Origin of the sequence: Paraburkholderia sp. Ac-20347, from assembly GCF_017104805.1 — a bacterium.
Lineage (GTDB): Bacteria > Pseudomonadota > Gammaproteobacteria > Burkholderiales > Burkholderiaceae > Paraburkholderia > Paraburkholderia tropica.
This window is the reverse complement of the sequence record NZ_JAAGPN010000025.1, coordinates 26,485-48,376: the sequence shown is the minus strand read 5'-3', so window position 1 is coordinate 48,376 and position 21,892 is coordinate 26,485. Positions and strand designations below refer to the sequence as shown.

Genomic DNA, 21,892 nt, shown 5'->3' with positions numbered 1-21,892 from the left:
GATCCCCCGAGGAAACAACCGCTGCACCAATTATGTGGAAAGGCTGGGAAGACCTGCGTCCTCATAACGACATAGCCAGATTGTTGACGATTCCAGTGCCCGTGTCGAACGAAAGATGTTGTCTATTGCAGACTATGAGTTTTGCCATTCAGCCGTTCACCATCGAACCAGACATCCTCGTAGCGGACCAAAGTCAAGGTAAATCGAACGCTCCAGAATCGGCTGAATAACGGTTATGAATTCAGGCAGCGTTGCTGCTTTTCTCGCCATACGGGCGCCTGCCGTTCTCCTCTTTCTTGCTCAATCCAGGTTGCGGCAATACGTCGCGCTCACACGCTGTAACTCCTTGTGCTATTGCGCTGCCGCTCGCCGCGGCATGCAGCGGACCACGGCATATAGGGGCAAACCCTAAAGATTTTTTTAAGTTCTGTCGTAAGTCCCCGTAGATGAAGTTCCCCTTTTCCACGGTAGCAAGACTTTCCTGCAGGTAAGAAAATCATGTTGAACGGCTTCACAATCAAGGCGAAGGTCGGTATATCAATGCTCGCGCTTGGGGCATTGATGGTCATGATCGGCGCTTTTGGTCTTTACGGCATGGCGTCGAGCAATAGCGATTTCGGCGATACGCACAACAACAAAATGCCCGGCATGCTGGCCGCGGCCATGGCCAATCTGAACGTCGCGCGCGAAAGACTGAATTACGACCGCGCCGTGATTCAGATCGGTACGCCGTCCGTCGACGTGGCCATCGATAAAGCCCACGCGTTTCGCCAGGCTGCCGCGAAGCAATTGAAGATCTACGAAGACCTGCCGGACGCACCGGGCGAAGCGGAGTTTCACGACGCCGTTCGCAAAACCTACGAAGCCCATCAGCAACTTCTCGATCAAGGCTGGGCGGCCGTAAAGGCGGGCGATGCACCGGCGGCCCAACGCATTGCGGGCGAGCTCGCCGGCCAATTCAATGCGTATGCGAAGGCCAACGAAGCGCTATTCGCTTTTCAGCAAAACAGCACGGATACCGCCTTTCGCGATGCAACCGCCCGCTATGAGCGCATTCGTGCGATCAGCCTGATTGCGATCCTCGTCGGGCTCGCGCTCGCGGTTTATGCGTGGTTCATGTTGCGTCGCGCGATCGGCGTGCCGTTGTCGATTGCACTCGAACATTTCCAGGCGATTTCCAAGGGCGATTTGACGCGTCAAGTGCACATTCATTCACGCGATGAAATGGGCCAGTTGCTCGACGGTTTTTCGGCGATGAAAACCGCGCTGACCGAAACCGTCAGCTCGGTGCGTAGCGGAAGCGCGGCCATCGTGCAGGCGACCAGCGAAATTGCGGCGGGCAATCTCGATCTGTCTTCGCGTACGGAAGAGCAGGCGTCGGCGTTGCAAGAAACGGCGGCGAGCATGGAGCAATTGACCGGCACCGTCAAACAGAACGCAGAGAACGCGAAGCACGCGAATGCGATGGCCGAGAACGCATCGGAAACAGCATTGCGTGGCGCAAACGTCGTCGAACAGGTGGTATCGACGATGAGTGAAATCAACGAGAGTTCGACGAAAATCGCGGACATCATCGCGATCATCGAAGGGATTGCATTTCAGACCAACATTCTGGCGTTGAATGCGGCGGTCGAAGCCGCGCGAGCCGGCGAACAAGGCCGTGGTTTTGCTGTGGTGGCCGGCGAAGTGCGCACGCTGGCGCAGCGGTCGTCCAGTGCGGCTAGGGAGATCAAAGATCTGATCAACACCTCGGTGTCGCGCGTGCGTTCGGGCACGACGCTGGTCGATGACGCGGGCAAGGCGATGCGCGAAATCATTTCGGCGATCAAGCGCGTGACGGACATCATGGGCGAAATCACCGCCGCTTCGCAGGAACAGAGCAACGGGATTGGCCAGGTGGCGCTGGCAGTCGGGCAAATGGATGAAGCGACGCAACGCAACGCGGCGCTCGTCGAACAGTCGGCCGCCGCGGCGCAGTCGCTTGAAGATCAGGCCGGCAAACTGCGCGAAACCGTGGCAGTTTTCCAACTGGCTTGATGCTTGATAGCCCGATCGTCGTGAAGCGTACTCATTTGCGAAACCCGACATGGATTTAAAATAGCCGACGGCCGCGCCATGTCGGCGATCCGGCTATAACATTATAAGAACGCACGCTATGAAGAGAATACTCACCGCTGCTCTCTGCTTTTCAACGACCACGGTTTTCGCCGCCACGCCGGTTTTACTTGAAACGCCGGTCACCTACGCGCCGGATGCGAGCGTCGTCGAGCAGATCAAGAACGAATGCCATATTGAAGACATGCTCACCGAGCACATCTCCAAGGCGCTTCGCAAGATCAACCGTGGCGGCGACGGTACGATCGCCGCGCAAACCGACGCCGGCAATGCCAGGATTCTCAGGTTGCAGATTACGCACGTGCTGGGCGTGGGCGGCGGCGCATGGAGCGGTCCCAAGGCGACGACGGTCAGCGCCGATCTGATTGAAAACGGCAAGGTTGTTCGCCACACCAAAATCAATCGCTGGTCCGTCGGCGGCGTGTGGGGCGCCTTCAAGGGAAGCTGTTCGATTCTGGATCGCACGACCATTGTGATCAGCAAGGACCTGAGTCGTTGGGTGCGCGACCCGTCCTATGAGATCAAGGATGAGGCGCCGCCGAAAGAGGCGTCGGCGCCGTCCGCACAGACGGATTCGGCGAGTTCGGTCGACGCTGAGTAAGTGGCGAAGTATGGGGGGCACACTGTAGGTGTGCCTGAACCGTGACCTACCCATCCCCGTTCTTTTTCAGACTATGTGTGCCGCAGTGGTCGAATGATGTTCCGCGGGTGATGTGAAACTGGGGGCATCCGGGTGCGCGGAAATGAAACGCTTGTTGGTGCTTGTTGGTGGCAGAAGGCCGTTCAGATTCCACACCAGGTGATTAACTGCGCCACTCAACAATCCGCGTTGCTCGCGATGGCGCTGAAAGACGGCGACGCGGTGCCGCCGCCGCAGGATCGTTTCGACATCTAGGACGTCGAGTTCAAATCGCATGGGCCAGGCAGTCCGGGCATGCGGCCGATTCTATTCGCGTGCAAGCATATCGCCTGGCGTGCGGACGCGATTGAGCGTTACTTCGTCATTCGCGGTGCTTATGCGCATAGCGCTTCGCCATGCGGCGAATACGTTCGGCGAATTCCTCCCGCATACTGGCGGGCGCCAATACTTCGACCGTGTCGCTTTGTCCGTGCAGATAATTCCGCAGCGAGACGGACGGCCGGATCGTGGCGGTCAGCACGAACGACTGTTTGTCCTCGGCCCATTCGACGATCTGCTGGTCCTCGCTCAGCTTGAATTGCGTAAGCTGGTGTTGGGCCGCCGTGCGTGCGTACTGACCTTCGCGCGCGTGAATGCGGAGTTTTAATTCCACCTCCGGTTCCGGACGAAATTCGGCGATACCCTGCTTTTTAACGTATGTCGCGAGATTGAAACCCGGTTTCGGGACAACGGAATCGCGTCGTACTTTCACGCTCTTCATTCTGTCCAACCGGAACATCCGCATTTTGCCCGCTGTTTGCGCGACGAGATAGAACACGCCATCGCCTTCGAGCAAGCCGAACGGCGACAGACCGCCATAATCCGCGACTCTGGCTTCGAGTGTGTTGGGCTGATAGCGGATATCGATCTGCCTCTCACGCAACAGCGCATCGGTGACGCTGTGGTAGATCTCATCTTCGATGGGCGGCGCAATCAACGGCTGCGCGCCGACAATCCGCATGATTTTCGCGTCCCACGACCTGCCTTTCTGTGCCGCTTCGGAGCCGTCCAGATCGAGCGTCGCGCGAGCTTCTTCGAAACGCGCGGCGAGACCCGCGTACACCGCGCCCGGTAACTGCCGTGCCGCCATGCGCTGGAGCGTGGTGAGCGCGATCGCGGTGTTGACGTTCATGCGCGAATCGCTGCTGAGCATATTCGTATTGCGGACCTTGAACCAGCGAGCCGCGTTCGTGTGCCCGACGTGATCGATATAGTCAGACATCCTGGTCATGACTCGCCGCACGCTGCGTTCGGACGGCAGGTCGTCGACGCGTGCGCGCAATTGCGCGTAAATCTCGCTGAATCGAAGCCCCTTCTCTGCGGCCAGGTCCATGTCATCAGGGTCCGCGACATAGGGGAGAATATTGAGCAGCGCTTCCTTGATAGTCATGGGGCGAGTGTCGGGAGTGAGGATCGAGAGTGTAGCGAAGGCTCTGTCCATACGCACGTCGTGGTCAGAGCGCGATCATCGCGTGGTCGATACGGCGCAGGACGACGAGTCGCAAGCATGCCTGGCGATTCGGACAAAGCGCGTCCTGATGGCGGGCGCCGGGCGTTGGCGCGACATCGTCTTCATTGGGACGCGCAATGTCCTAATGGCGTCGGATACTCTTCGAACGCCGCGCCGGCATAGCTGAACACGGCGAATTCAAGTCGTCGAGTTTGCCGCCGTTATTACCGATCAGGTCGTTTGCAAACCTGTTTCAGTGCGCAGCGTCACCACACCGTAAAACCAGGCCAAAAAATGAACAAGAGCGATTATCTTTCGGGGAACGACGTCGAGGCATTCATCAAGTGGATGAGTGCGAATCTCGACAACGCCACTTTCAGGCACGCCTATGTGATGCGTGTGGGAAAGATTCAGTGGCAATGCGACAGCCTGTTCGACGCTTACAAGCGCTATCAGTGGCGCCACGTCGAAATCGCCCCGTTCAAATTGCCTTCTGGCAACACGGCTGAATCGAACGTGCGGGTCCTCGACACCCTGCAGACAGAACTGCGCGACGGGCTGGCGGCTGGCGATAACGAGCGCGTGTTTCGGGCAGCGCAAGCCGTAATGCAATGGGGTGGCGTCACGGGCGGCAATGTGGAATGGCTGAAGAACTGGCGTAACGATTTGTGCCGCATTATCGGCGCGACACGCGACGCGATTAATGCCGGCGACACGGATCATCCGCTGTTCGACCGGACCGAATTGCGTTTTACTTCGGGGATGAGCAAGGTTTACTCGCTCGTTTGCGACGATTTCGCGATTTACGATAGCCGTGTGGCCGCCGCTCTGTGTCGCGCGGTCGTGCTGTTCTGCCGCGATACGGGACGCACCCACGTGCCGGACCAACTCAATTTTCCGTGGGCGGCGGCGAAAAGCTCGGCGGATGCGAAATGTCCGCCGCTGCGCAACGCGGCGCAGGATGAATTCAAGTTCTCCAGGCTGGTGCGCGGGCGTGCCTACGCACGCTGGAATATGAAGGCGAGTTGGGTATTGAGCGCCATCGTTTCGCACGGCAATGCGCGCAACAGCGCGTTTGCGAGCATGGATTCAAAAGCGCAGCGGTTGCGTGCACTGGAAATGGCGCTCTTCATGTTCGGTTACGACCTGATCGATCAGGTGAGTGGTGCGACGAATCACGATTCTGCTGCTCCGGTCGCGCCTGCTGAGCCGGAAAATGGCGCGGACGTGACGACCGACGACAACTGGGTGCAGTGCAAGACGGCTGTCGACGAAGTGCCGTTCGAGTATCGCTTGACTGCGCAGGGCATCCAGACGCGCAGGGATCATGCGGACACGCCCATCAATTTCACTGATGCCGAACTCAACGGCACGCTACAGCGTTTGCTTGCCGTATTTGAAAATCGGCCGTTCCCGCTGAGAAACGACATGGTCGAGGTGCCGCGCAATCCCACGATGGTGGGTTTCGGTCGGGCGTTCTGGGAAGAGACGAAACGCAGCCCACGTTATACGAGCCGTCTGGCCGCCGTGTTGCAAAGCATCGATGTGTTCGTGCGTTGCGAGAATCCGCCGGCTAACGGCCGACACTGGACGCTGGAATTCGAAACGTTGGGGATCAAGTCGGCCGCGGATCGTGTGAATATCCGTCCGCATCTGGACGACGTAATTCAGGGCGACGTAATTCAGGGCGAGTAACGCCTAATTCCGCGCGCGAGAGAAAGGAGATTCGATGGTGTTCGACGACGTCAGCATTGCGCAGGCTGCAAGATGGATTCACGAGGCCGACGGCTTGCTCGTTACCGCGGGGGCCGGCATGGGCGTCGATTCCGGTCTGCCCGATTTTCGGGGCGACGAAGGGCTCTGGCGCGCCTATCCCGCGCTGCGTCACCACGGATTCTCCTTTGAGGACATCGCCAATCCAGCGGTTTTTTCCAGCGATCCGCATCTCGCATGGGGATTCTACGGTCATCGGCTCAAGCTTTATCGCGAGACCGTGCCGCATGCGGGATTTCACCATTTGCTCGGTTGGGGTGAGCGCATGAAGCATGGCGCGTTCGTGTTCACCAGTAACGTCGATGGGCAATTCCAGAAGGCGGGCTTTGCCGCGGAGCGTATCGAGGAATGTCACGGAAATATCCACACGCTGCAATGCCTTGACGTGTGCACTGAAGACGTCTGGTCGGCGACTGATGTCGATCCGGTCGTCGACGAAGCGACGTGTCGGCTGCAGGGCGAGTTGCCGCGTTGTCCGCGTTGTGGCGCACTGGCGCGCCCGAACATCCTCATGTTTGGCGACTGGAACTGGGTCGCGCGGCAGGCGGAGCGTCAGGCAGCGCGTCTTGCCGCCTGGTTGCGCGGCGTCGAGCGCGTTGTTGTGATCGAAGTGGGGGCGGGCAATGCGTTGCCGACGGTGCGCCGTTTCAGCGAGCGCCACGGACCGCGTGTCGTTCGTATCAATCCGCGTGAGTCGGGCATTGCGGACCGCGTGGGCGTGGGCATCGCCAGCGGCGCGCTGGCGGCTTTGCAGGTAATCGACGAACGGCTGGCGCGCGGGTGAACTGAATTCACCGCGGCGCTCGCGCGTTTCAATCACCGCTTTTTCAATCAATAAACCTGTCACGCCCCGACAACACCGCGAACACGGTGACGAGCGCGCTCGCGCCGACGAGCATCGCGAGCGACGCCGTCCACGAACCCGTGACGCCGTGTAGCATGCCCGTCAAAACCGGCCCCGGCGCCGCGCCCGCATAGCCGACGAACTGCGCCATGCCGGAGAGCTTCGCGGCCTGGTCATGATGGCGCGTGCGAAGCGCGAACAAGGACAGACTCGTCGTCATCGAAAAGCCCGCGCCCAGGCCAGCAATCGCGAGCCAGAGCGCCGGAAAAGGCGCGGCGACGCCGAGTCCGATCGTCCCCGCAAGCAAACAGCCGCCGCACACCAGGCCGATGGCGCGCTGGTCTTTCGTCCGCTTGATGACGGGCGCGGACAGCAGATTCGTCGCCACGGCGACCACCTGATAAAGCAGCAGATCGAAGCCCGAAGCAGTGGCCGATTCGCCACGCGCCGCGCTCATCGCCGCATACCAGGTGATCAGCGAGTAAAACACGAACGACTGGAACGCGAAGAAGCTCGACACCTGCCAGCCGATCGGATGACGCCACGGCGAGACCGCATGCGACGCGTTCGCGCGCGACGCCACGCCGTGGTGCGGGCGACGCAACTGCGGCAGCCAGACCAGGATGGCGGCCGCGGTGATCACGGCGCCGAGCGCAATGGCGATGCGCCAGTTCGAGCCTGGCAGGTCCGCCACGGGCGCGGCGAGGCCGGCGGCCAGACTCGCCGCGCTGGCCATGGCCGCCGCGTACACGCCGATATAGAGCGTGGCGTGCTCCGGAAACGCGCGTTTGACAAGACCCGGCAGCAGCACGTTGCCGACCGCGATCCCGCAACTGAGCAACAGCGTGCCGATCCACAGGCCGACCGATAAAGGGCTCGAACGGATCAGCGTGCCGATCAGGATCGCGGCCAGCGCGATGCCGAGACTACGCTCCAGTCCGAAGCGCCGCCCGAATGCGGGCGCAACCAGCGAAAGCAGCGCGAAAATCAGCAGCGGAAGGGCGCTGAGCAGGCTGGCGGTCGTGTCGCCGAGCGCAAGATCGGCCTGAATGCGGTCGAGAACCGGGCCGAGCGCGGTGATCGGCGCACGCAGATTGGCGCCAATGAGGACGATGCCGAGGGGGAGGAGAAAGCGGGAACGATGGCGCGAAACCGCCTGTGAAACGGCGTTATTCATCAATATGAACCTGACGCAATTGAGCCCGGCGGATGGTCGTCCGGCTCAAGGATTTGCGTTGGTTCACGTTAACGCCTACGCGAGAATCGAGCGAATGGCTGAATCCCGTCTGCGGCGCAGTGTAACGGGCTGAGCGCCCGAACGCAAGCGCGCGCGGGTGGCGGCGCAGAGTGGCCCGAGCCGCTGCCAGCGCGGTTCGGCGCGGTGTTGCCGACGCACAAAACGGGCCACGCACGTCGAAAAAATAATCGGGACGACGAGATAAGCGGAGAAAGCCCCGCTTTTTGTGTCATCGCGCGGACCGCTGACTGTGCTACTGTGAGTCTTCAGAGCCCGCAGCACATTTCAGTCGAACACCAGAAGGATGCTCATGGAATTCAACAACGGCGCTGTACTTGAAGCTCTTCGGCTCGCTTTGTATCGCCAGATACCGTGGCACAAGCGACCGGCAATTTTTACTTTGCTTCGCTCGCAAGGGCTGATTCAGACCGTTGATCAGAAACCTCCTCCCAGCACGAAATTCGTCCCGACGCTCCAGATTGCGATCCTGACCGACAAGGGGCAGCAGGAAATCCGGCGTATCGAAGCGTCGGAACATGTCTCCGGCTGGCTCGACGACGATTACTTCGCGACGTTTCTCGCGCAGGTTGCGTCATGAGGTGTTGACCGGATACGACATGAAATGGCGCACGTCGCTAGAACTGTCGATCCGGAAGCCGTTTCTTTCATAAAGCCGCCTGGCGGGATTGACGCGAAGAACGCGTAGCCGGATGGGCTTATTGCACGCGTGCGCGCGCTCGATCAGGCGCTTGAGCAGCCATGTGCCGATTCCGCGTCCCTGAAAAGCCGGCAGGATATAAAGCTTTTCCAGCGACAGCACGTCCTCTTCGGCGACGATGGCCATGCAGCCAATCTCGTCTCCGTCGCATTGGATAATCTCGTGTGTTTCGGGCCGGAAGTTTTCTAATGGCTCGGGTATCCATGTTCCCCACGTACGCACCGCATACGCCTTCATGCACGTTTCCTGAATCATGCTCAGGAAGGTCCAGTCTGAATCTGACGCCTGGCGCAGCGTGATAGTCGGCATGGATAGGGTCCAACGCGGTTTGCGATATTATCGATTGTCGGTGAATCTCGCCCTTACGTCGACTGATTGAAAATCCCTGAATACGACGAACGATTTCACGCGGAGATTCTCACGATACGCAAATAATGTGGAACACTAAATAACCAGACACCCCCGCGCCTCGGCCACCGTCACGGTCGCTTCCATGCCCGCCGTGAATCGCAAATAGTCGCTTTCCATGCCATCGGAAAAGATCACGCCGTTTTCCGGCATCCGCGAACGCACTCGCAGCGGCTGCGCGGCGCTCACGTGGCCGAATACCAGTTCGGTTTTCGACGCGCGGCTTGGAAACGGCTCGCGCACGGCGAAGGTCAGTTCAGGGCTGTCCCAGTCCTGAGGCTCGTAGCGGAAGTTGCCGTTCGATCCACGTACCGCCTCGCTCACGCCAATCGATCCCGTCACCACGCTTTTGATCCACGCGGTCGATCCCAGCCCCGTGGACACAATCACGCCCGACGACGACTGCGATTCGCATCGCTCGCCCAATTCGATCTCGTAGAGCGCGGACGCATGCGTGCGCGGCCCGATAAACAGATCGTTGACCGCACGCAGCACCTGCCCGTCCGAGAGCCGCGCTTCCGCCATCGTGACGGACTTCGTCGCGCGACGCGAGCGGTTGTGAGCGACATCCGCGAGCACGGCGCGAAGATCGGGCGCCTCGAACGGCAGCAGCACGCCGTCCCATCTGCCGGGTTCGGGATTCAGGCCGATCAGCGGCTGGCCGTCGAGGTATTTCATCGAGTTCGCGACGATGCCATCCTGCCCGAGCGCGACAACGATATCGTCGGGCGCGAAAATAAAGTTAGGCAGATAGCTGCGATCGACGATCTGGTAACGGCCCCAGTCTTCGAGCGTGCGAACCGTCAATTCCAGCGCACGCGCGTAGGCCGCGTGCTCGGCGAGATAGTCGGAAAAGTCCGCGCCCAGATGCTCGATGTAAAAGCGCGCCTGGGCGAGCGTGTGGTGCCGCGCGATCAGCTCTTCGTAGCGCGTGCGGCGCGTCACCAGCACGACTTTGCGTGATTCGGCGCTCATGCTGCCTTCCTTTCGCCGCCGCCGATCAAGCCCTGGAGCAGATCCGGCGACACATTGAGCTGGCCGATGCGTTCCGCGCGCTCGGCAATGCCGCCGAATGCCTGAGCGATCAACTGACCCGGCTGCATGCCGGCCGCCGCGAGCGCGCTGACGATGCGCGGATCGGCCTTCTCGAGCGCTTCCATGACGGCGGCGACGCGGTGCGCTTCGGCTTCCGCGAGCGTCCGGCTGTTTTGCGCCTGGCCGTTCACGAATGCCTTGCGCTGTTCTTCGAGTTCGATATCCGATGTCATTTGCTCGTTGCGCAGCGCGTTTTCCTTGCGCATCAACGTGGCCTTCGCTTCCATCTGCGTTTCGCGGATCTGCCGCTTCTTCTGCTCGACGGCGATGTCCGTATCGAGTTCGTTCTGGCGGATCGCGCGCTCGTTTTCCACCGCCGACATACGGCGCAGATAGACGGCGTCATCGGCGGCCTTGAGGTTGGATTCGCGGGCTTCTGCTTCGAGTGCGCGCGCGATGTCTGGCGTCGGCTTCACGGCCATCACGGAAACGCCGAGGATCTCCAGGCCGAGCGCGCCGATTTCCGTTTGATCGGCGAGGCCAGTTTGCACGGTTTGCGCGATCGCCGCGGAGGCGCGCAACGCCTGCTTCAGATCGAGCGCCTGCACGGTCTGCTGAACGATCACCTCGACCTGCATCGCCACGCGGTCGCCGAGGCGTTTAGGATCGTCGGACACATAGCTCCGGCCGTCCTTGCCCAGCGAAAAGTCCATCATGGCCGCCGTGCGATGCGGATCGCGAACACGGTAGGTGACTTGTCCCTGCACGGTCACGCTCTGAAAGTCCGCCGTCACCAGTTCGAGGATGAATGGGCGATCCTGGCTCGCAACGGGCACCGACACGAGCGTCGTGGCGGGCGCGTAATAGAAGAACGACAGCCCCGCGCCTTCGCGCACCATCTGGCCGGCGCGAAACTGCATGAGGTGGACGGTCGGTTGCGACTTGATGAACCGGATGCCGAACATGGTCTGCTCCTTGTTTGAGTTGTACAGTACAACTTGCATGGGTTGTACAATACAACCTCGAATTCGGAACGTCAAGCTTTCAAGGTGCACCATGGCAAACACGAAGCCTTCCTCCAGCCGCCGCGCGCGACCGGCGCGCGAGTTTCCGCAGCCTTATACGACCGTCGATGTCGTGATCTTTTCGGTGATCGACAACGCGTTGCAGGTGTTGCTGATGCAGCGTCCGGACGCGCCCGGCGAGCCGTATCCGGGGCGTTGGGCGCTGCCGGGCGGTTTCGTCGACGTCGAGGTCGATACGACGCTCGAAGATTGCGCGCGCCGGAAACTTCACGAGAAGACCGGCGTGAAGAGTCCGTATCTGGAGCAGTTGGGAAGTTGGGGCAGTGCGGTACGCGACCCGCGCGGCTGGTCCGCCACGCATGTGTGGTTCGCGCTGATTGCCGCGCAGGATGTGTCGCTGGCGAAGGGCGCGAATGCTGCCGAGGTGGCATGGTTTGCCGTCGATGCGGTGATCGGCAAACGCGGGCTCGCATTCGATCACGACGCCATTCTTCTGGCAGCGGTCGAGCGGCTGCGCAGCAAGGTGGAATACACATCGCTGCCCGCGTTCTTGTTGCCGGAGCCGTTCACGCTGCCGCAATTGCAGCGCATGTACGAGATCGTGCTGGGCCGACCCGTGGATAAAAGCGGCTTTCGCACGCGGATGCTTGCCGCGGGTTTTCTGCGCGAAGCCGGTTATGTTGCCGGGGAATCGAATCGGCCGGCGCTTGGATATTGCCTCGTCGATCGCAGCACGCCGGCGGTGTTTCCGCGCACGTTCAGCCCACGCGGCGGAGACTGATCGGAGGCTCGCGCGCGCGATTATGCTGAGTCTCGCCTTAAGCGCAGATTAGATTGAAAATGAAATGAATGCGCATGAATGAATGGCGGCAATATGTCGCTGTCATTCTGTTGTTGAATGCATTCATCCTGTTTCGGTCGAGATAAATAAATTCCTTGACTGCGCAACGCGATGTGACAATTCAATTAAATAAAAAATGATTGCACACGAGGTATTTCAATTCATTTCACAACGTTAAGGATTTCATAAGCAGGCTTGTCTTAGGCTGCGTCCCGTTCCGTTCGGCGATTGTTCCGTTCGGTTCATTTCAGATGAACCGGTGCGAAATCGCACCGCAATCGGAAGGACGTACATTGAACAAGCTGTCACGCAAGACGAATCCATTCGTGCTGATCGACTGCACGCGAGAGAAGCAGAATGCGGTCGCGCAAGATAAAAAGCAGTCGTTGAAATCCGGAATTCAGTTGCCGGGATTCGAAGAGGAAGTGGGCTATATCGGCGAGACGCCGGTGTTATCCAGGCTACCGGACAATGAGAGTCGCTGAGATGACGCATCCGCAGATATCTCAGGAAGCGCCTTATCAGCCGCGCGGTCTTTCTGCATTGTTGCGATTGGCCGCAAGCGGCGGCGATCTCACGCAACTGGGCGCAGCGCTCATCGATTATTGCGGCAGCCACGACGACCCGCAGGCCCTACTGGATCTCGCCTGGGTACTCGAATTAAAGTTCGAACGCGCATCGGCGCTCTCGGTTCAGCAACTGGCGATCGGAATGCAGCGGCTTTATCGCGTTCGAAATGGCGCGTCGCGCGAGCCGCTCAAGCTGCTGGTGTTCAAGGCGCCGGGCGATCTCATGACGAACACGCCGTTCGAGTGTCTCGTGGCGCAGGCGAATTTCCAGATCGACGTGCTGTATGTGGATGATTCGCTCGAAGCGGATTTTCGTTTGCCCGCGCACGACGTGATTCTGGTTGGTCCTTGTGCGCTCGATGGAAATCGCGCGGCGCTGGCGCGCATCGCGACATTGCTGAACAGCACGTGCGCGCCGGTCATCAACCGTCCGCATTGCATTCCGTACACGACACGCGACGGCGCGTGGAATCTGCTCGGCGCAGAAGCGGGCATTTGCATGGCGCACACGGTGCGCGTCGGGCGCGCCAGGCTCGCGGATCAGCTCCAAACCGCCGGGCGCACCGGCGAAGTCGCCGGTGTCAAATTCCCGATGATCATTCGTCCGGTGGGATCGCACGCGGGACAAGGTCTCGCGCGCGTGCTGACTCTGGATGAGCTGACTCAGTATCTGAATCAGTCGGATCGCGACGAGTTTTACGTTGCCTCGTATATCGATTATCGCAGTGAAGATGGACTTTTCCGGAAATACCGCATCGCGTTGATCGACGGCGTGCCGTATGTCTCGCATATGGGCATTTCCGTGCACTGGATGGTGCATTACCCCTACGAGGAAATGCTGGCGCACGCAGAACGCCGTGACGAGGAGGCGCGTTTCATGGCGACATTCGACGCCGACTTCGCGCAGCGCCATCGTGCCGCGCTCGCGACCGTCGCGAAGCGCACCGGACTCGACTATGTCGGGCTCGATTGCGCCGAAACGCCGGATGGCCGTCTCGTGATTTTCGAAATCGCCACTGCAATGGTGGTGCACGACATGGACGATCCAGACGCATTTCCTTATAAGCCGGCCCGCATGAAACGCTTTTTCGATGCGTTCTGCGCGATGGTCGAACGCAAGGCAACCACGAATCGGGAATACGATGACGACACGCTGCAACGAGCTTAATTTTTCGGGCGGTCCCGGGGCGCTGCCCGCATCGGTGCTTCAGCAAACGCAGCGTGCCATCGAGGCATTGCCGGAAACCGGGCTTTCGGTGCTGGGCATGAGTCATCGGTCGGCGTGGTTTATCTCGCTGGTCGAAGAAGCGATGGAGAATCTGCGGGGACTGCTCGGTTTATCCGACGATTACGACATCGCGTTCATGCAAGGCGGCAGCAGTCTGCAGTTTGCGACGATTCCAATGAATTTCGCGGGACCCGCTTGGGCGCCGCCGCAATACATCAGCTCCGGATATTGGAGTCGCCGCGCGACGGCGGAAGCGCAGCGCGTTCATCGTTGCGGCGTGGCGTGGGACGGCGAAGCGTCGCGCTATAGCGAATTGCCGGATCTCGCACAACTCGATATCGATCCGCGCGCGGCATATCTGCATTACGTGTCGAACGAAACCGTGGAAGGACTGCAGTTTGGCGAGCAACGAACGCCGTCGAGCGTGCCGCTCATCGCGGATATGTCGTCGGATTTTCTTTCCGCTCCCGTGGATACCGGCCGGTATTCGATGATCTACGCGCACGCGCAGAAGAACCTCGGTCCTTCTGGCGTGACGGTGGCGCTGGTGAAGCGCGCGTTGCTCGAACGCATTCCCAAAGGGCTGCCCGCGATACTCGACTATCGCACGCATATCGCGCATCGCTCGAATTACAACACGCCGCCCGTCTTCGCGATTTACGTGCTGACGCTCGTTTCGCGCTGGTTGCGCGACGACATTGGCGGCCTGCTGGCCATGCAAAAAATTAACGAGCGGAAATCGGCCATGATTTACGGCACGCTCGACGCATTGGGCGACGCGGTGCGCATTCACGCGAAAGCGCCGTGGCGATCGCGCATGAATGTGGCGTTTTCATTCGGCGCTGAGTCGCTCGATCGCGCCTTTGTCGAATTCGCGCGCGAGCGGAATATGACGGGGCTGGAAGGACATCGTTCGCTTGGCGGTATGCGCGCTTCGCTCTATAACGCGGTGACGGAGCAGGCGGTCGCCGCGTTGTGCGAAACCATCCGCGAATTTGCGGCGACGCGGCTTTAAGCGCGCCGCCGCCCGCTGTTCATCGCCGCCGTGTTACGCGCTGTGCTGCAAGCTGTCAAAGGTATCGAGCAGCGCGTGCATGGCGTCCTTGCAATCGGTCGGCTGCGGAGCCGAGGCGCGCAGGGCGGCCAGCGCCCGGTCGATCGCCTTGTCGAGGCGATGCCAGTCGCCCGGCGCGCGCGGCTTGATACCGGCTTCGGCTTCATCCCAGGCGATCTCCAGATCCTTGATACGCGCCTTCGCTGCAGGCAGATCGCCGCTCTCGACTTTTGCGGTCACGTCCACGGCGATGGCGCGGAATGCGGCCAGATCGCCGAGTGCGGAGTTCGCGCTGGCCACGCTCTGCGCATTCTGTTGCGCGGCAACGTTGCTGGCGGGATTCGCAGTCGTGGTTTCGGCGGAGCGGGAGCACGCGCTCGTAGCAAGCGCGAGCGCAGCGCAAACGGATAGCAGCAGAGTGGATCGAATCGACATCGCGACTCCTTCAGGCATGAGGTGAATGTAAGTGTGAGCGTGGGTGAATCAGTGAATGGAGGACTCGGCGCGAAGCGATCGCGCCTTGATTTCCACCATTGCAACCAGTCCCACGATGGCGGCCAGAAATACGGCGCTGGTCCATTGCGCGCCGAAGCCGAGTCCGCCATAAACGCGTGCTTGTGTCAGCAGATCGCCGAGCGCGGCGCCAAACGGCCGCGTCAGCACATAGGCGATCCAGAACGTCGCCACGGCATTCGCGCCCAGGCGACACAGTAGCCAGACCACCGCTATCAGCACACCGAAGATCATCGCGCCTCGTGTGAAACCGAGTCCTGTGGCTTCCGTTGCGAGATCGCCCGCTGCGGTGCCCAATGCGAAAGTGCAGAGAATGGCGGCCCAATAGAACGCTTCGCGGCGGCGCGTCACGATGGTGTGTATCGAGAGCGTATGTTCGCTGCGATACCAGACGAAAAAGATTGCGGCGAGCGCGCCGGCGAAAAGGGCAGTGCTGAAATACAGGCTGACGCCTAATCCGTCGGTGAGCAGGTCGGTGATCTGCGTGCCGACGATACTCACCAGAACCACAGCGAGCCAATAAAGCCACGCGCGAAAATGATTCGACGACCATTGCAACGCGAGAATCGCGACTAGCAGCGTGCACATGACGACACGCGTCACCCCTTGTCCCCAGCCCGCGTTGACTGCGAGATAGTCCGCGCCGGTTTCACCGACTGTCGTCGAGAGAATTTTGATAATCCAGAATGCGAGCATGATTTCCGGCACTTTATTCTGGCCGTGCGCGGAAGGCATTGAATACGCGGATGTCATGACCATCTCCACGGAGAAGGTAAAAGAGAATCGAAAACGGCTTGGCTTGCATGAAGCCTACGCTTCAAAACTTAGCTGACGCTTAGCTTGCAATGAGTGGCGAAAATTCAGGGTGTCCTAAGTGATCTGCGAAAAACGGACAGCGAATTTGCGTCGAGTGAAAGGACGCAGTACGCCAGACAGGTTGAATAGCCGTTGGAGCATGCCGATTGCGCATGCAGTGCCCGGATACTTCCGGCAAGTGAAATAATGCTTTGCCCGCCGCCATGCCAACCTGCGGCGGGTTTCTTTACGTGCGAGAGTCGTTGTTGCAGGTCTGCATGCGACAGAGGCACCGGCGGTATACGCTCCACGGGCGCTCCATTTTGGGCCGCGCGCACTCGCGCGGCATCGGCACAGACCGGATAACCGTTTCCGCGCGCGGGGGGGACCTGACGACGCTCGCGAACTCGCGCCGCTGCACACGCGTCATTTCATCTAGCCCGCGTTATCGAATTCGAGCCGATTTTTATTACCGCAATCAAACCGTGAATAACGCGCGCAACGCGCGAATGTCGTGCACGGTTTCCAGACGATTGATCTGCGCGATCAATTGCTGCGTCTTGTCCTTGCCGAGCACCGGCGCCATCAGGTCGCGCGCCTTGTCATTCACGCCTTCCACGCTCAATGGATTCTCTTTCGTGCCTGGCGGAAAGCGTGTGGTATGCGATAACGTGCGGCCGTCCGTGGTCGTGACGTCCACGCGCGCGCCACGCGGCGCGGCGGGATCATCGAGCGTTTTATCGGCGACGACGCTGATCTTGCTGCGTAACGCGATCATGTTCGGATCGTGCATCAGCGCGGCGTTGTGGCTGTCCGCGAACGACACCGCGCCTTTGACGAGCGCAACCGCCACCATATGCGCGCAATTCACGTCGGGCATCGAACTGTCGCCGACGATACCGACTGCATCGCTCGGCACATGCACCTCGATCTTGCTGACGTTTTCGGGCGTGAGACCGTTCTGTTTGCGAAGCGTGAGAAAAGCGTCGAGCGGCGATTGAATCGGATAGCCGACCGAATACGTTTTAATCGCCGTTTCGGTGACGAAGAAACGTTGACCGAGTCCGTCGAGCATCGCCTGCGGATCCGGTTGCGTCGAGAGCGCGATGAACAGATTATGCGTGCCATCGAGCACGTCGGCGACACCGGTCATGCCGGACTGCACCATCGTCACGGCCTGCACGCCGTTGCGCGCGCCCATGCCCGCGAAATCGAAGGCTTTTTCGATGTGGTCCTTGTCTTTCACCCAACTCCACAAGCCCGATTCCTGCTGCGCGGCATACGAAATGGCAAAGCGCGTGTCGCGTTCGTCGAGTGAGGCGAGTGCGGCGGCGGCGCCCACCGCGCCGAATGTCGAGGCCGTGCCTTCGGCGCTGCGATGCGAGGCCCGCACGCGGTCGGGGCCGAGCACCATCAGCAGTCGGCACGCCATGTCGTAGCCGAGCGTCACCGCGCGAATGAACGCTTCACCGCTGCAGCCCGCGTGTTCGCCGATGGCGAGCGCGGCGGGCACGACCGAGCTGCCGGGATGCGCCTTGGTCACCGGCTCGAAGTCGTCGGTTTCGTCGGAGTGGGCGCACATGGCGTTGGCGAGCGCGGCGTTCACGCAGGTCGTGCGCAGGTTCGACGCGATCACCGACGCTTGCGGCGTGCCGCCAAGGCTGCGGACATAGCGCGTGGCGAGTTCGCCGGGACGCATGCGCGAGCCGGAGACCATCGCGCCAAAGGTGTCGAGGATATGGTTCTTGCACGCGGTGGAAATGGCTTCGGGCAGCGCCTGACCGCGCGAGGCCACGATGTAGCGCGCGAGTTGCGCGGTGACGTCGCTGGATGCGGTAGCGTTCGATGCAGTGCTGTCGTCGTCGGCGAAAGCGCGGGGCCAGCCCGGCAGCGAAGCGGCGGCGAGCGCCGCGCTCGCTTGCAGAAAGTGTCGGCGGTTGCGGGGGATACGCGCCATCTGTTCTCCTGTTGTTGGGTTCGCCGATGCGCGTGCATCGGCGTCGAACGCACAATCGCGCTATGACACGGAGATCCAGTGCGAAGCGATGCCGTCGACGATGCTCGCCGCGTCGAAGCGATACGCCATCAACGCGGCCAGGCCGCGTCGTCCGTCGATCGAAGCGGGCGCGCTCGTGAAGCCGTGCTTCGCGATCAGCGCGGCTTCGATGGCGTCGGCGGCCGCCTTGCCGGTCTCGATCGCGCGCATCGCGTGCATGGCGTTGTGCGCGAGTCCGGCTGCTTGCGTGGCGGCCACACCGAGCGCGTGACGCGCGAGCGTCGCGTCGAGTCCATAGAGCCGCGCAGCGGCGAGCACCGCGCCCAGGATGCCGAGCGACGACGCCACGTTCCAGCGCGCGCGGAATTCGCTGCTGTCCACGGCGGCCAGTATGCGAGCGACCGCTTCGATGCCGATCGCGGTGGCGGCGGCAATGTCGGCATCGGATGCGTTCGTGGCGTCGCCAACCGCAATCGCAACGGCGAGCACCGGCGCATCCGACGCGAACGCATCGGCATGCGCGAGCGTTGCGCCCAGCGTCCACGCGCGCACACGCAGATCGGTGGCCGTGCTGCCTTGCGACTGCAACAGCGTCGCGAGTTGCGTGGCGACGGCGCGGTCGTCGTGCAGATATGAGCGGGCTTGCGCGAGCCGTGTTTTCGCGGCTTCAATCGCAGCGCCGGCCGAACGATCCAGCGAAGCGCAGGCCAGCGCGGTCAGCGCATCGGAGACGGCGGAATGTTGTACGGCTTCATGCATGATTCAGTTCCTCTTGCGGTGCGCAGAGCGCGAACAACGTATCGAGCGACGGCGCGGCGTCGATCGTTTCGACGGCGGTGGCGAGACTCGCCGCCACGCCATCGCCGAGCAGCGGATCGATCAGCAGGCGCACCTTGTCCATCAGTTCCGCGTCGGTGAGCGGGCGGGCGAGACTGCCGCGCGCGTGCTCGACATGATGTTCGAGCACGTCGCCGCGCTTGAGCGTCGCGCGAATGAGCACCTCGTCGCGATTCACCGAGGCATCGGGCGCGAGCGTCGTCAGCGCACGCACGCGCCGCACGTCGTCCTGCACCACGCGCGCGTCCTCGTATTGCGCGAGGCCCACGCGTTTGTCGCACAGCGCGGCGGCCACGCCATGGATCGCCGAGAAGCGCGCCTGCAAGCCGTCTTTCGGTTGCGGATTGCCCATCAACTCCGGTACGAGCGGATGACAACGCAACGTAATCGTTTCGATATCCTCAACGTTATCGAAGCGAGGCGCGAGCGCGAGTCCCGCATCGATGGCCGGATGTGCGACGATCCCGCACGGATACGGCTTGTACGTGTTGAACAGCAGTTCCCAGCGTTCGCCGAACGCGCCGTTCATCTGCTCGAAATCGACGCGCGTCGACATCGAATGCGAATAGCCGCCCGCAGCTTCGAAGATATCGCCGGCCGCCTGCTGGCCCGCGAGCGCGAGTCGCGCGGCGGCAATGCCGTTGGCGGCGGCCTTGCCAGGGTGATACGGCTTGGTCATCGTGCCGAACGCCTCGCGCTGGCCGACGAACATCGACGCCGCGATCGCCACGGCTTGCGTCAGTTGCGCTTCGTTCAGGCCGAGCAGCAGCGCGGCCGTCGTCGCGCAGCCAATCACACCGCAGGTGCCGGTGATGTGCCAGCCGCGGTCGTAGTGCTCGGGCGAGATCGACACGCCCACGCGCAACTGCGCTTCGCAGCCGAGCGCGAACGCACTGAGTGCGGCGCGGCCCGTCGGTCGCGTTTCCGGCGCGAGCGCGGTGATGACGGCGAGCACCGATGCGGCCGGATGGATGACTGTGGCGAGATGCGTATCGTCGAAATCGTCGAGATGCCCGGCAAAACCCGTGGCGAGCGCGGAAAAATGCACGTCCACGCGTTCCGAGCGGCCCGGCACCGGCGCGCGCGGCGCGACGCCGAGATCGCGCGCGGCGGCGAGTATCGCGTCCACGCCGGGATGGCGCGACGCGCCGATCGACGTGCCGATCACATTGATGAGAGAACGTTGCGCTTCGCGCGCGACGTTCGCGGGCAGCGGGCGCTGCGCAAGGGCATGGAGACCGTGCGCAAAGGCGGCGGCGATCACACTCATTGGGACAATTCCTCCAGACGGACGCCGTTGGTGCGCGGCCCGAGCGCGCCCACCATCACGACGATGACCAACATCGCTGACGAAATCAGCACGAATACGGCGGGCACGCCCGAATGCTTGAGCAGCGCCGCCACCCAGAAGCCGACGAAAATCGAACTGAGCCGGCTCCAGCTAAAGACGAAGCCGACGGCGCGCGCGCGAAAGCGCGTCGGGTACAGCTCGGCCTGATAGGTGTGGAAGATGCCGATCAGCCAGTTGTTGGCGATCGTTACCGCCGCGCCGCACAGCAGGATTGGCAGCGGTTCGCGCGCCATGCCGAACAGCACGCCCGCCACCGCCACGACAATCGCGCAGCCCACCAATTGCCACTTGCGCTGCACGCGTTCGGCGAACAGCATCGCGCCGATCGCGCCCAGCGGCGTCGTGAACGCAATCACCATCGTGTAGAGCAGCGAATGCGTGAGCGTGATGCCCTTCGTGAACAGCAGCACCGGCACCCACGCGCCGAAGCCGTACACGCCGAAGGTCTGGAAGAAGTTGAAGCACGACAGCATGATCGTGCGCGGCAGATAGCGGCCGCGCCACATGTCGCGCCACGAAGCGGGAGCGTCGCTGCTGTCGTTGCGCGGCGTATCGGGAACGGGCACGGGCGCGGCGAGACGCTGGCCCGTTTCCGCGACCACATGCTGCTCGATATCGTCGACGATCGCGCGCGCTTCGGCGAGCCGTCCCTGGCTTTCGAGCCAGCGCGGCGACTCGGGCAGACCGCGCCGCACGAACCAGATCAGCACCGCGCCGCCCGCGCCGATGATCATCACCCAGCGCCAGCCTTCGAGGCCCAGCGCCGTGTACGGCACGAGCAGATAGGAGAGCACTGCGACGGTCGGCACCGACGTGAGAATCACGAGAATGCTGAAGGCCGAATAGCGGCCGCGCGTGTGATTGGGCGTCAACTCGGAAATATAAGTGTCGACAGTAATCAGCTGCACGCCGATGCCGATGCCGGCGACGAAACGCCAGGCGTCCATCGCGACCGGCGAGGTCTGGAACGCGGCGGCGAGCGTCGCCACCGAATAGACCAGCATGGCCGCCGTGAACACGGCGCGGCGGCCGAGGCGGTCGGTGAAGCCGCCCAGCGCGACGGTGCCCACGAACATGCCCGCGAAGAACGAGCCGAGGAAACTCGCGAAGCCGTTCACGTCGAACATGCTCGACGTGGTGGCGCGGTAGAGGCCGCTGTGGATCAGGCCGAGCGAGATATAGGCGGCCATGAACATCTCGTAGAACTCGAACCAGCCGCCGATGGCGATGCGCGCGACCAGGCCGCGAAAGTAGCGGGTCGGCGGCAGGCGGTCGAGCCGCGCGGACACGCCCGCGTCGACCCCGCCCGCCAGGGCGACCTCCTTCTCCAGATACATGAATGTCTCCGATAGTGATGTGCGGCTTTTTTATGAGTGTCGACACTTGATTCAGTGTATGTCGTTGAAAGGAGAAATTTCAAGACA

The 21,892-nt window shown here is 61.6% G+C and carries 20 protein-coding genes; 9 read left to right on the top strand and 11 right to left on the bottom strand.

What is annotated here, in order from left to right:
* The first annotated feature begins 498 nt into the window (after nucleotides 1-498).
* Both G3N97_RS39940 and G3N97_RS07660 read left to right on the top strand, forming a co-directional pair.
* Nucleotides 499-2,037 (top strand): methyl-accepting chemotaxis protein, encoded by a 1,539-nt coding sequence (locus G3N97_RS39940; RefSeq protein ID WP_205992685.1) that lies wholly within the window; start codon nucleotides 499-501, stop codon nucleotides 2,035-2,037.
* A 118-nt stretch (nucleotides 2,038-2,155) separates the two neighbouring features.
* The gene (locus G3N97_RS07660; protein WP_205992684.1) at nucleotides 2,156-2,716 is read left to right on the top strand and encodes a hypothetical protein; all 561 of its coding nucleotides are present in this window, start codon (nucleotides 2,156-2,158) and stop codon (nucleotides 2,714-2,716) included.
* A 400-nt stretch (nucleotides 2,717-3,116) separates the two neighbouring features.
* Here the strand turns inward: G3N97_RS07660 and G3N97_RS07655 are convergent, their stop codons facing one another.
* Nucleotides 3,117-4,184 carry a WYL domain-containing protein gene (locus G3N97_RS07655; protein WP_205992683.1) on the bottom strand — a complete coding sequence of 356 codons (1,068 nt, stop codon included), beginning with the start codon at nucleotides 4,182-4,184 and terminating at the stop codon, nucleotides 3,117-3,119.
* A gap of 354 nt (nucleotides 4,185-4,538) precedes the next feature.
* Here G3N97_RS07655 and G3N97_RS07650 point away from each other — a divergent pair, with 354 nt between their 5' ends.
* Entirely contained in the window at nucleotides 4,539-5,939 is a 1,401-nt protein-coding gene (locus tag G3N97_RS07650; protein WP_205992682.1) for a hypothetical protein, read from the top strand.
* 34 nt (nucleotides 5,940-5,973) lie between these two features.
* Nucleotides 5,974-6,801 (top strand): Sir2 family NAD-dependent protein deacetylase, encoded by an 828-nt coding sequence (locus tag G3N97_RS07645; RefSeq protein ID WP_241030452.1) that lies wholly within the window; start codon nucleotides 5,974-5,976, stop codon nucleotides 6,799-6,801.
* A gap of 43 nt (nucleotides 6,802-6,844) precedes the next feature.
* On the opposite strand, the gene G3N97_RS07640 is transcribed toward G3N97_RS07645, so the two are convergent.
* On the bottom strand, nucleotides 6,845-8,038 hold the full coding sequence (locus G3N97_RS07640; protein ID WP_205992681.1) for an MFS transporter: 1,194 nt from the start codon (nucleotides 8,036-8,038) through the stop codon (nucleotides 6,845-6,847).
* A gap of 370 nt (nucleotides 8,039-8,408) precedes the next feature.
* Between G3N97_RS07640 and G3N97_RS07635 the strand changes: the two genes are divergently transcribed.
* Nucleotides 8,409-8,696, top strand: coding sequence for a hypothetical protein (locus tag G3N97_RS07635; RefSeq protein WP_065064973.1), 288 nt, complete (start codon nucleotides 8,409-8,411; stop codon nucleotides 8,694-8,696).
* Here the strand turns inward: G3N97_RS07635 and G3N97_RS07630 are convergent.
* The 3 genes from G3N97_RS07630 to G3N97_RS07620 all read right to left on the bottom strand — a co-directional run bounded on the left by G3N97_RS07630 (nucleotide 8,691) and on the right by G3N97_RS07620 (nucleotide 11,224).
* The gene (locus G3N97_RS07630) at nucleotides 8,691-9,125 is read right to left on the bottom strand and encodes a GNAT family N-acetyltransferase (RefSeq protein ID WP_205992680.1); all 435 of its coding nucleotides are present in this window, start codon (nucleotides 9,123-9,125) and stop codon (nucleotides 8,691-8,693) included. The genes G3N97_RS07635 and G3N97_RS07630 overlap by 6 nt on opposite strands.
* Before the next feature lie 135 nt (nucleotides 9,126-9,260).
* Nucleotides 9,261-10,199, bottom strand: coding sequence for a sugar kinase (locus tag G3N97_RS07625; RefSeq protein WP_205992679.1), 939 nt, complete (start codon nucleotides 10,197-10,199; stop codon nucleotides 9,261-9,263).
* On the bottom strand, nucleotides 10,196-11,224 hold the full coding sequence (locus G3N97_RS07620) for an SPFH domain-containing protein (RefSeq protein WP_074985826.1): 1,029 nt from the start codon (nucleotides 11,222-11,224) through the stop codon (nucleotides 10,196-10,198). Before G3N97_RS07620 ends, G3N97_RS07625 begins: the two co-directional genes overlap by 4 nt.
* Before the next feature lie 91 nt (nucleotides 11,225-11,315).
* Between G3N97_RS07620 and G3N97_RS07615 the strand changes: the two genes are divergently transcribed.
* The 4 genes from G3N97_RS07615 to serC all read left to right on the top strand — a co-directional run bounded on the left by G3N97_RS07615 (nucleotide 11,316) and on the right by serC (nucleotide 14,937).
* Entirely contained in the window at nucleotides 11,316-12,065 is a 750-nt protein-coding gene (locus G3N97_RS07615) for an NUDIX domain-containing protein (RefSeq protein ID WP_205992678.1), read from the top strand.
* A 353-nt stretch (nucleotides 12,066-12,418) separates the two neighbouring features.
* Nucleotides 12,419-12,610: a hypothetical protein gene (locus tag G3N97_RS07610; protein ID WP_205992677.1), complete on the top strand. Its 192-nt coding sequence runs from the start codon at nucleotides 12,419-12,421 to the stop codon at nucleotides 12,608-12,610.
* Nucleotides 12,597-13,862 (top strand): RimK family alpha-L-glutamate ligase, encoded by a 1,266-nt coding sequence (locus G3N97_RS07605; protein WP_205992676.1) that lies wholly within the window; start codon nucleotides 12,597-12,599, stop codon nucleotides 13,860-13,862. The genes G3N97_RS07610 and G3N97_RS07605 overlap by 14 nt, the downstream gene beginning before the upstream one ends.
* Complete coding sequence (serC, locus tag G3N97_RS07600; protein WP_205992675.1) at nucleotides 13,837-14,937, top strand: 3-phosphoserine/phosphohydroxythreonine transaminase; 1,101 nt, start codon at nucleotides 13,837-13,839, stop codon at nucleotides 14,935-14,937. Before G3N97_RS07605 ends, serC begins: the two co-directional genes overlap by 26 nt.
* A gap of 33 nt (nucleotides 14,938-14,970) precedes the next feature.
* Here the strand turns inward: serC and G3N97_RS07595 are convergent, their stop codons facing one another.
* The 6 genes from G3N97_RS07595 to G3N97_RS07570 all read right to left on the bottom strand — a co-directional run bounded on the left by G3N97_RS07595 (nucleotide 14,971) and on the right by G3N97_RS07570 (nucleotide 21,805).
* A complete protein-coding gene (locus tag G3N97_RS07595) occupies nucleotides 14,971-15,411 on the bottom strand; it encodes a hypothetical protein (RefSeq protein WP_205992674.1) in 441 nt (146 codons plus the stop codon).
* A gap of 48 nt (nucleotides 15,412-15,459) precedes the next feature.
* A complete protein-coding gene (locus G3N97_RS07590; protein ID WP_241030451.1) occupies nucleotides 15,460-16,242 on the bottom strand; it encodes a hypothetical protein in 783 nt (260 codons plus the stop codon).
* Between the two features lie 520 nt (nucleotides 16,243-16,762).
* Entirely contained in the window at nucleotides 16,763-18,241 is a 1,479-nt protein-coding gene (locus G3N97_RS07585) for an MmgE/PrpD family protein (RefSeq protein WP_205992673.1), read from the bottom strand.
* Between the two features lie 60 nt (nucleotides 18,242-18,301).
* The gene (locus G3N97_RS07580) at nucleotides 18,302-19,039 is read right to left on the bottom strand and encodes an MmgE/PrpD family protein (RefSeq protein WP_205992672.1); all 738 of its coding nucleotides are present in this window, start codon (nucleotides 19,037-19,039) and stop codon (nucleotides 18,302-18,304) included.
* Nucleotides 19,032-20,387: an MmgE/PrpD family protein gene (locus tag G3N97_RS07575; protein ID WP_205992671.1), complete on the bottom strand. Its 1,356-nt coding sequence runs from the start codon at nucleotides 20,385-20,387 to the stop codon at nucleotides 19,032-19,034. The genes G3N97_RS07580 and G3N97_RS07575 overlap by 8 nt, the downstream gene beginning before the upstream one ends.
* Nucleotides 20,384-21,805: an MFS transporter gene (locus tag G3N97_RS07570; protein ID WP_205992670.1), complete on the bottom strand. Its 1,422-nt coding sequence runs from the start codon at nucleotides 21,803-21,805 to the stop codon at nucleotides 20,384-20,386. Before G3N97_RS07570 ends, G3N97_RS07575 begins: the two co-directional genes overlap by 4 nt.
* Nucleotides 21,806-21,892 lie beyond the last annotated feature (87 nt).

Bases quoted from the DNA above. Each gene is read 5' to 3' on its own strand.
- G3N97_RS07645 (WP_241030452.1), top strand. From the start codon at position 5,974: ATGGTGTTCGACGACGTCAGCATTGCGCAGGCTGCAAGATGGATTCAC.
- G3N97_RS07660 (WP_205992684.1), top strand. From the start codon at position 2,156: ATGAAGAGAATACTCACCGCTGCTCTCTGCTTTTCAACGACCACGGTT.
- G3N97_RS07615 (WP_205992678.1), top strand. From the start codon at position 11,316: ATGGCAAACACGAAGCCTTCCTCCAGCCGCCGCGCGCGACCGGCGCGC.
- G3N97_RS07595 (WP_205992674.1), bottom strand. From the start codon at position 15,411: ATGTCGATTCGATCCACTCTGCTGCTATCCGTTTGCGCTGCGCTCGCG.
- G3N97_RS07575 (WP_205992671.1), bottom strand. From the start codon at position 20,387: ATGAGTGTGATCGCCGCCGCCTTTGCGCACGGTCTCCATGCCCTTGCG.
- G3N97_RS07580 (WP_205992672.1), bottom strand. From the start codon at position 19,039: ATGCATGAAGCCGTACAACATTCCGCCGTCTCCGATGCGCTGACCGCG.
- G3N97_RS07650 (WP_205992682.1), top strand. From the start codon at position 4,539: ATGAACAAGAGCGATTATCTTTCGGGGAACGACGTCGAGGCATTCATC.
- G3N97_RS07625 (WP_205992679.1), bottom strand. From the start codon at position 10,199: ATGAGCGCCGAATCACGCAAAGTCGTGCTGGTGACGCGCCGCACGCGC.
- serC (WP_205992675.1), top strand. From the start codon at position 13,837: ATGACGACACGCTGCAACGAGCTTAATTTTTCGGGCGGTCCCGGGGCG.
- G3N97_RS07640 (WP_205992681.1), bottom strand. From the start codon at position 8,038: ATGAATAACGCCGTTTCACAGGCGGTTTCGCGCCATCGTTCCCGCTTT.
- G3N97_RS07630 (WP_205992680.1), bottom strand. From the start codon at position 9,125: ATGCCGACTATCACGCTGCGCCAGGCGTCAGATTCAGACTGGACCTTC.
- G3N97_RS39940 (WP_205992685.1), top strand. From the start codon at position 499: ATGTTGAACGGCTTCACAATCAAGGCGAAGGTCGGTATATCAATGCTC.
- G3N97_RS07605 (WP_205992676.1), top strand. From the start codon at position 12,597: ATGAGAGTCGCTGAGATGACGCATCCGCAGATATCTCAGGAAGCGCCT.
- G3N97_RS07570 (WP_205992670.1), bottom strand. From the start codon at position 21,805: ATGTATCTGGAGAAGGAGGTCGCCCTGGCGGGCGGGGTCGACGCGGGC.
- G3N97_RS07655 (WP_205992683.1), bottom strand. From the start codon at position 4,184: ATGACTATCAAGGAAGCGCTGCTCAATATTCTCCCCTATGTCGCGGAC.
- G3N97_RS07635 (WP_065064973.1), top strand. From the start codon at position 8,409: ATGGAATTCAACAACGGCGCTGTACTTGAAGCTCTTCGGCTCGCTTTG.
- G3N97_RS07620 (WP_074985826.1), bottom strand. From the start codon at position 11,224: ATGTTCGGCATCCGGTTCATCAAGTCGCAACCGACCGTCCACCTCATG.
- G3N97_RS07585 (WP_205992673.1), bottom strand. From the start codon at position 18,241: ATGGCGCGTATCCCCCGCAACCGCCGACACTTTCTGCAAGCGAGCGCG.
- G3N97_RS07590 (WP_241030451.1), bottom strand. From the start codon at position 16,242: ATGACATCCGCGTATTCAATGCCTTCCGCGCACGGCCAGAATAAAGTG.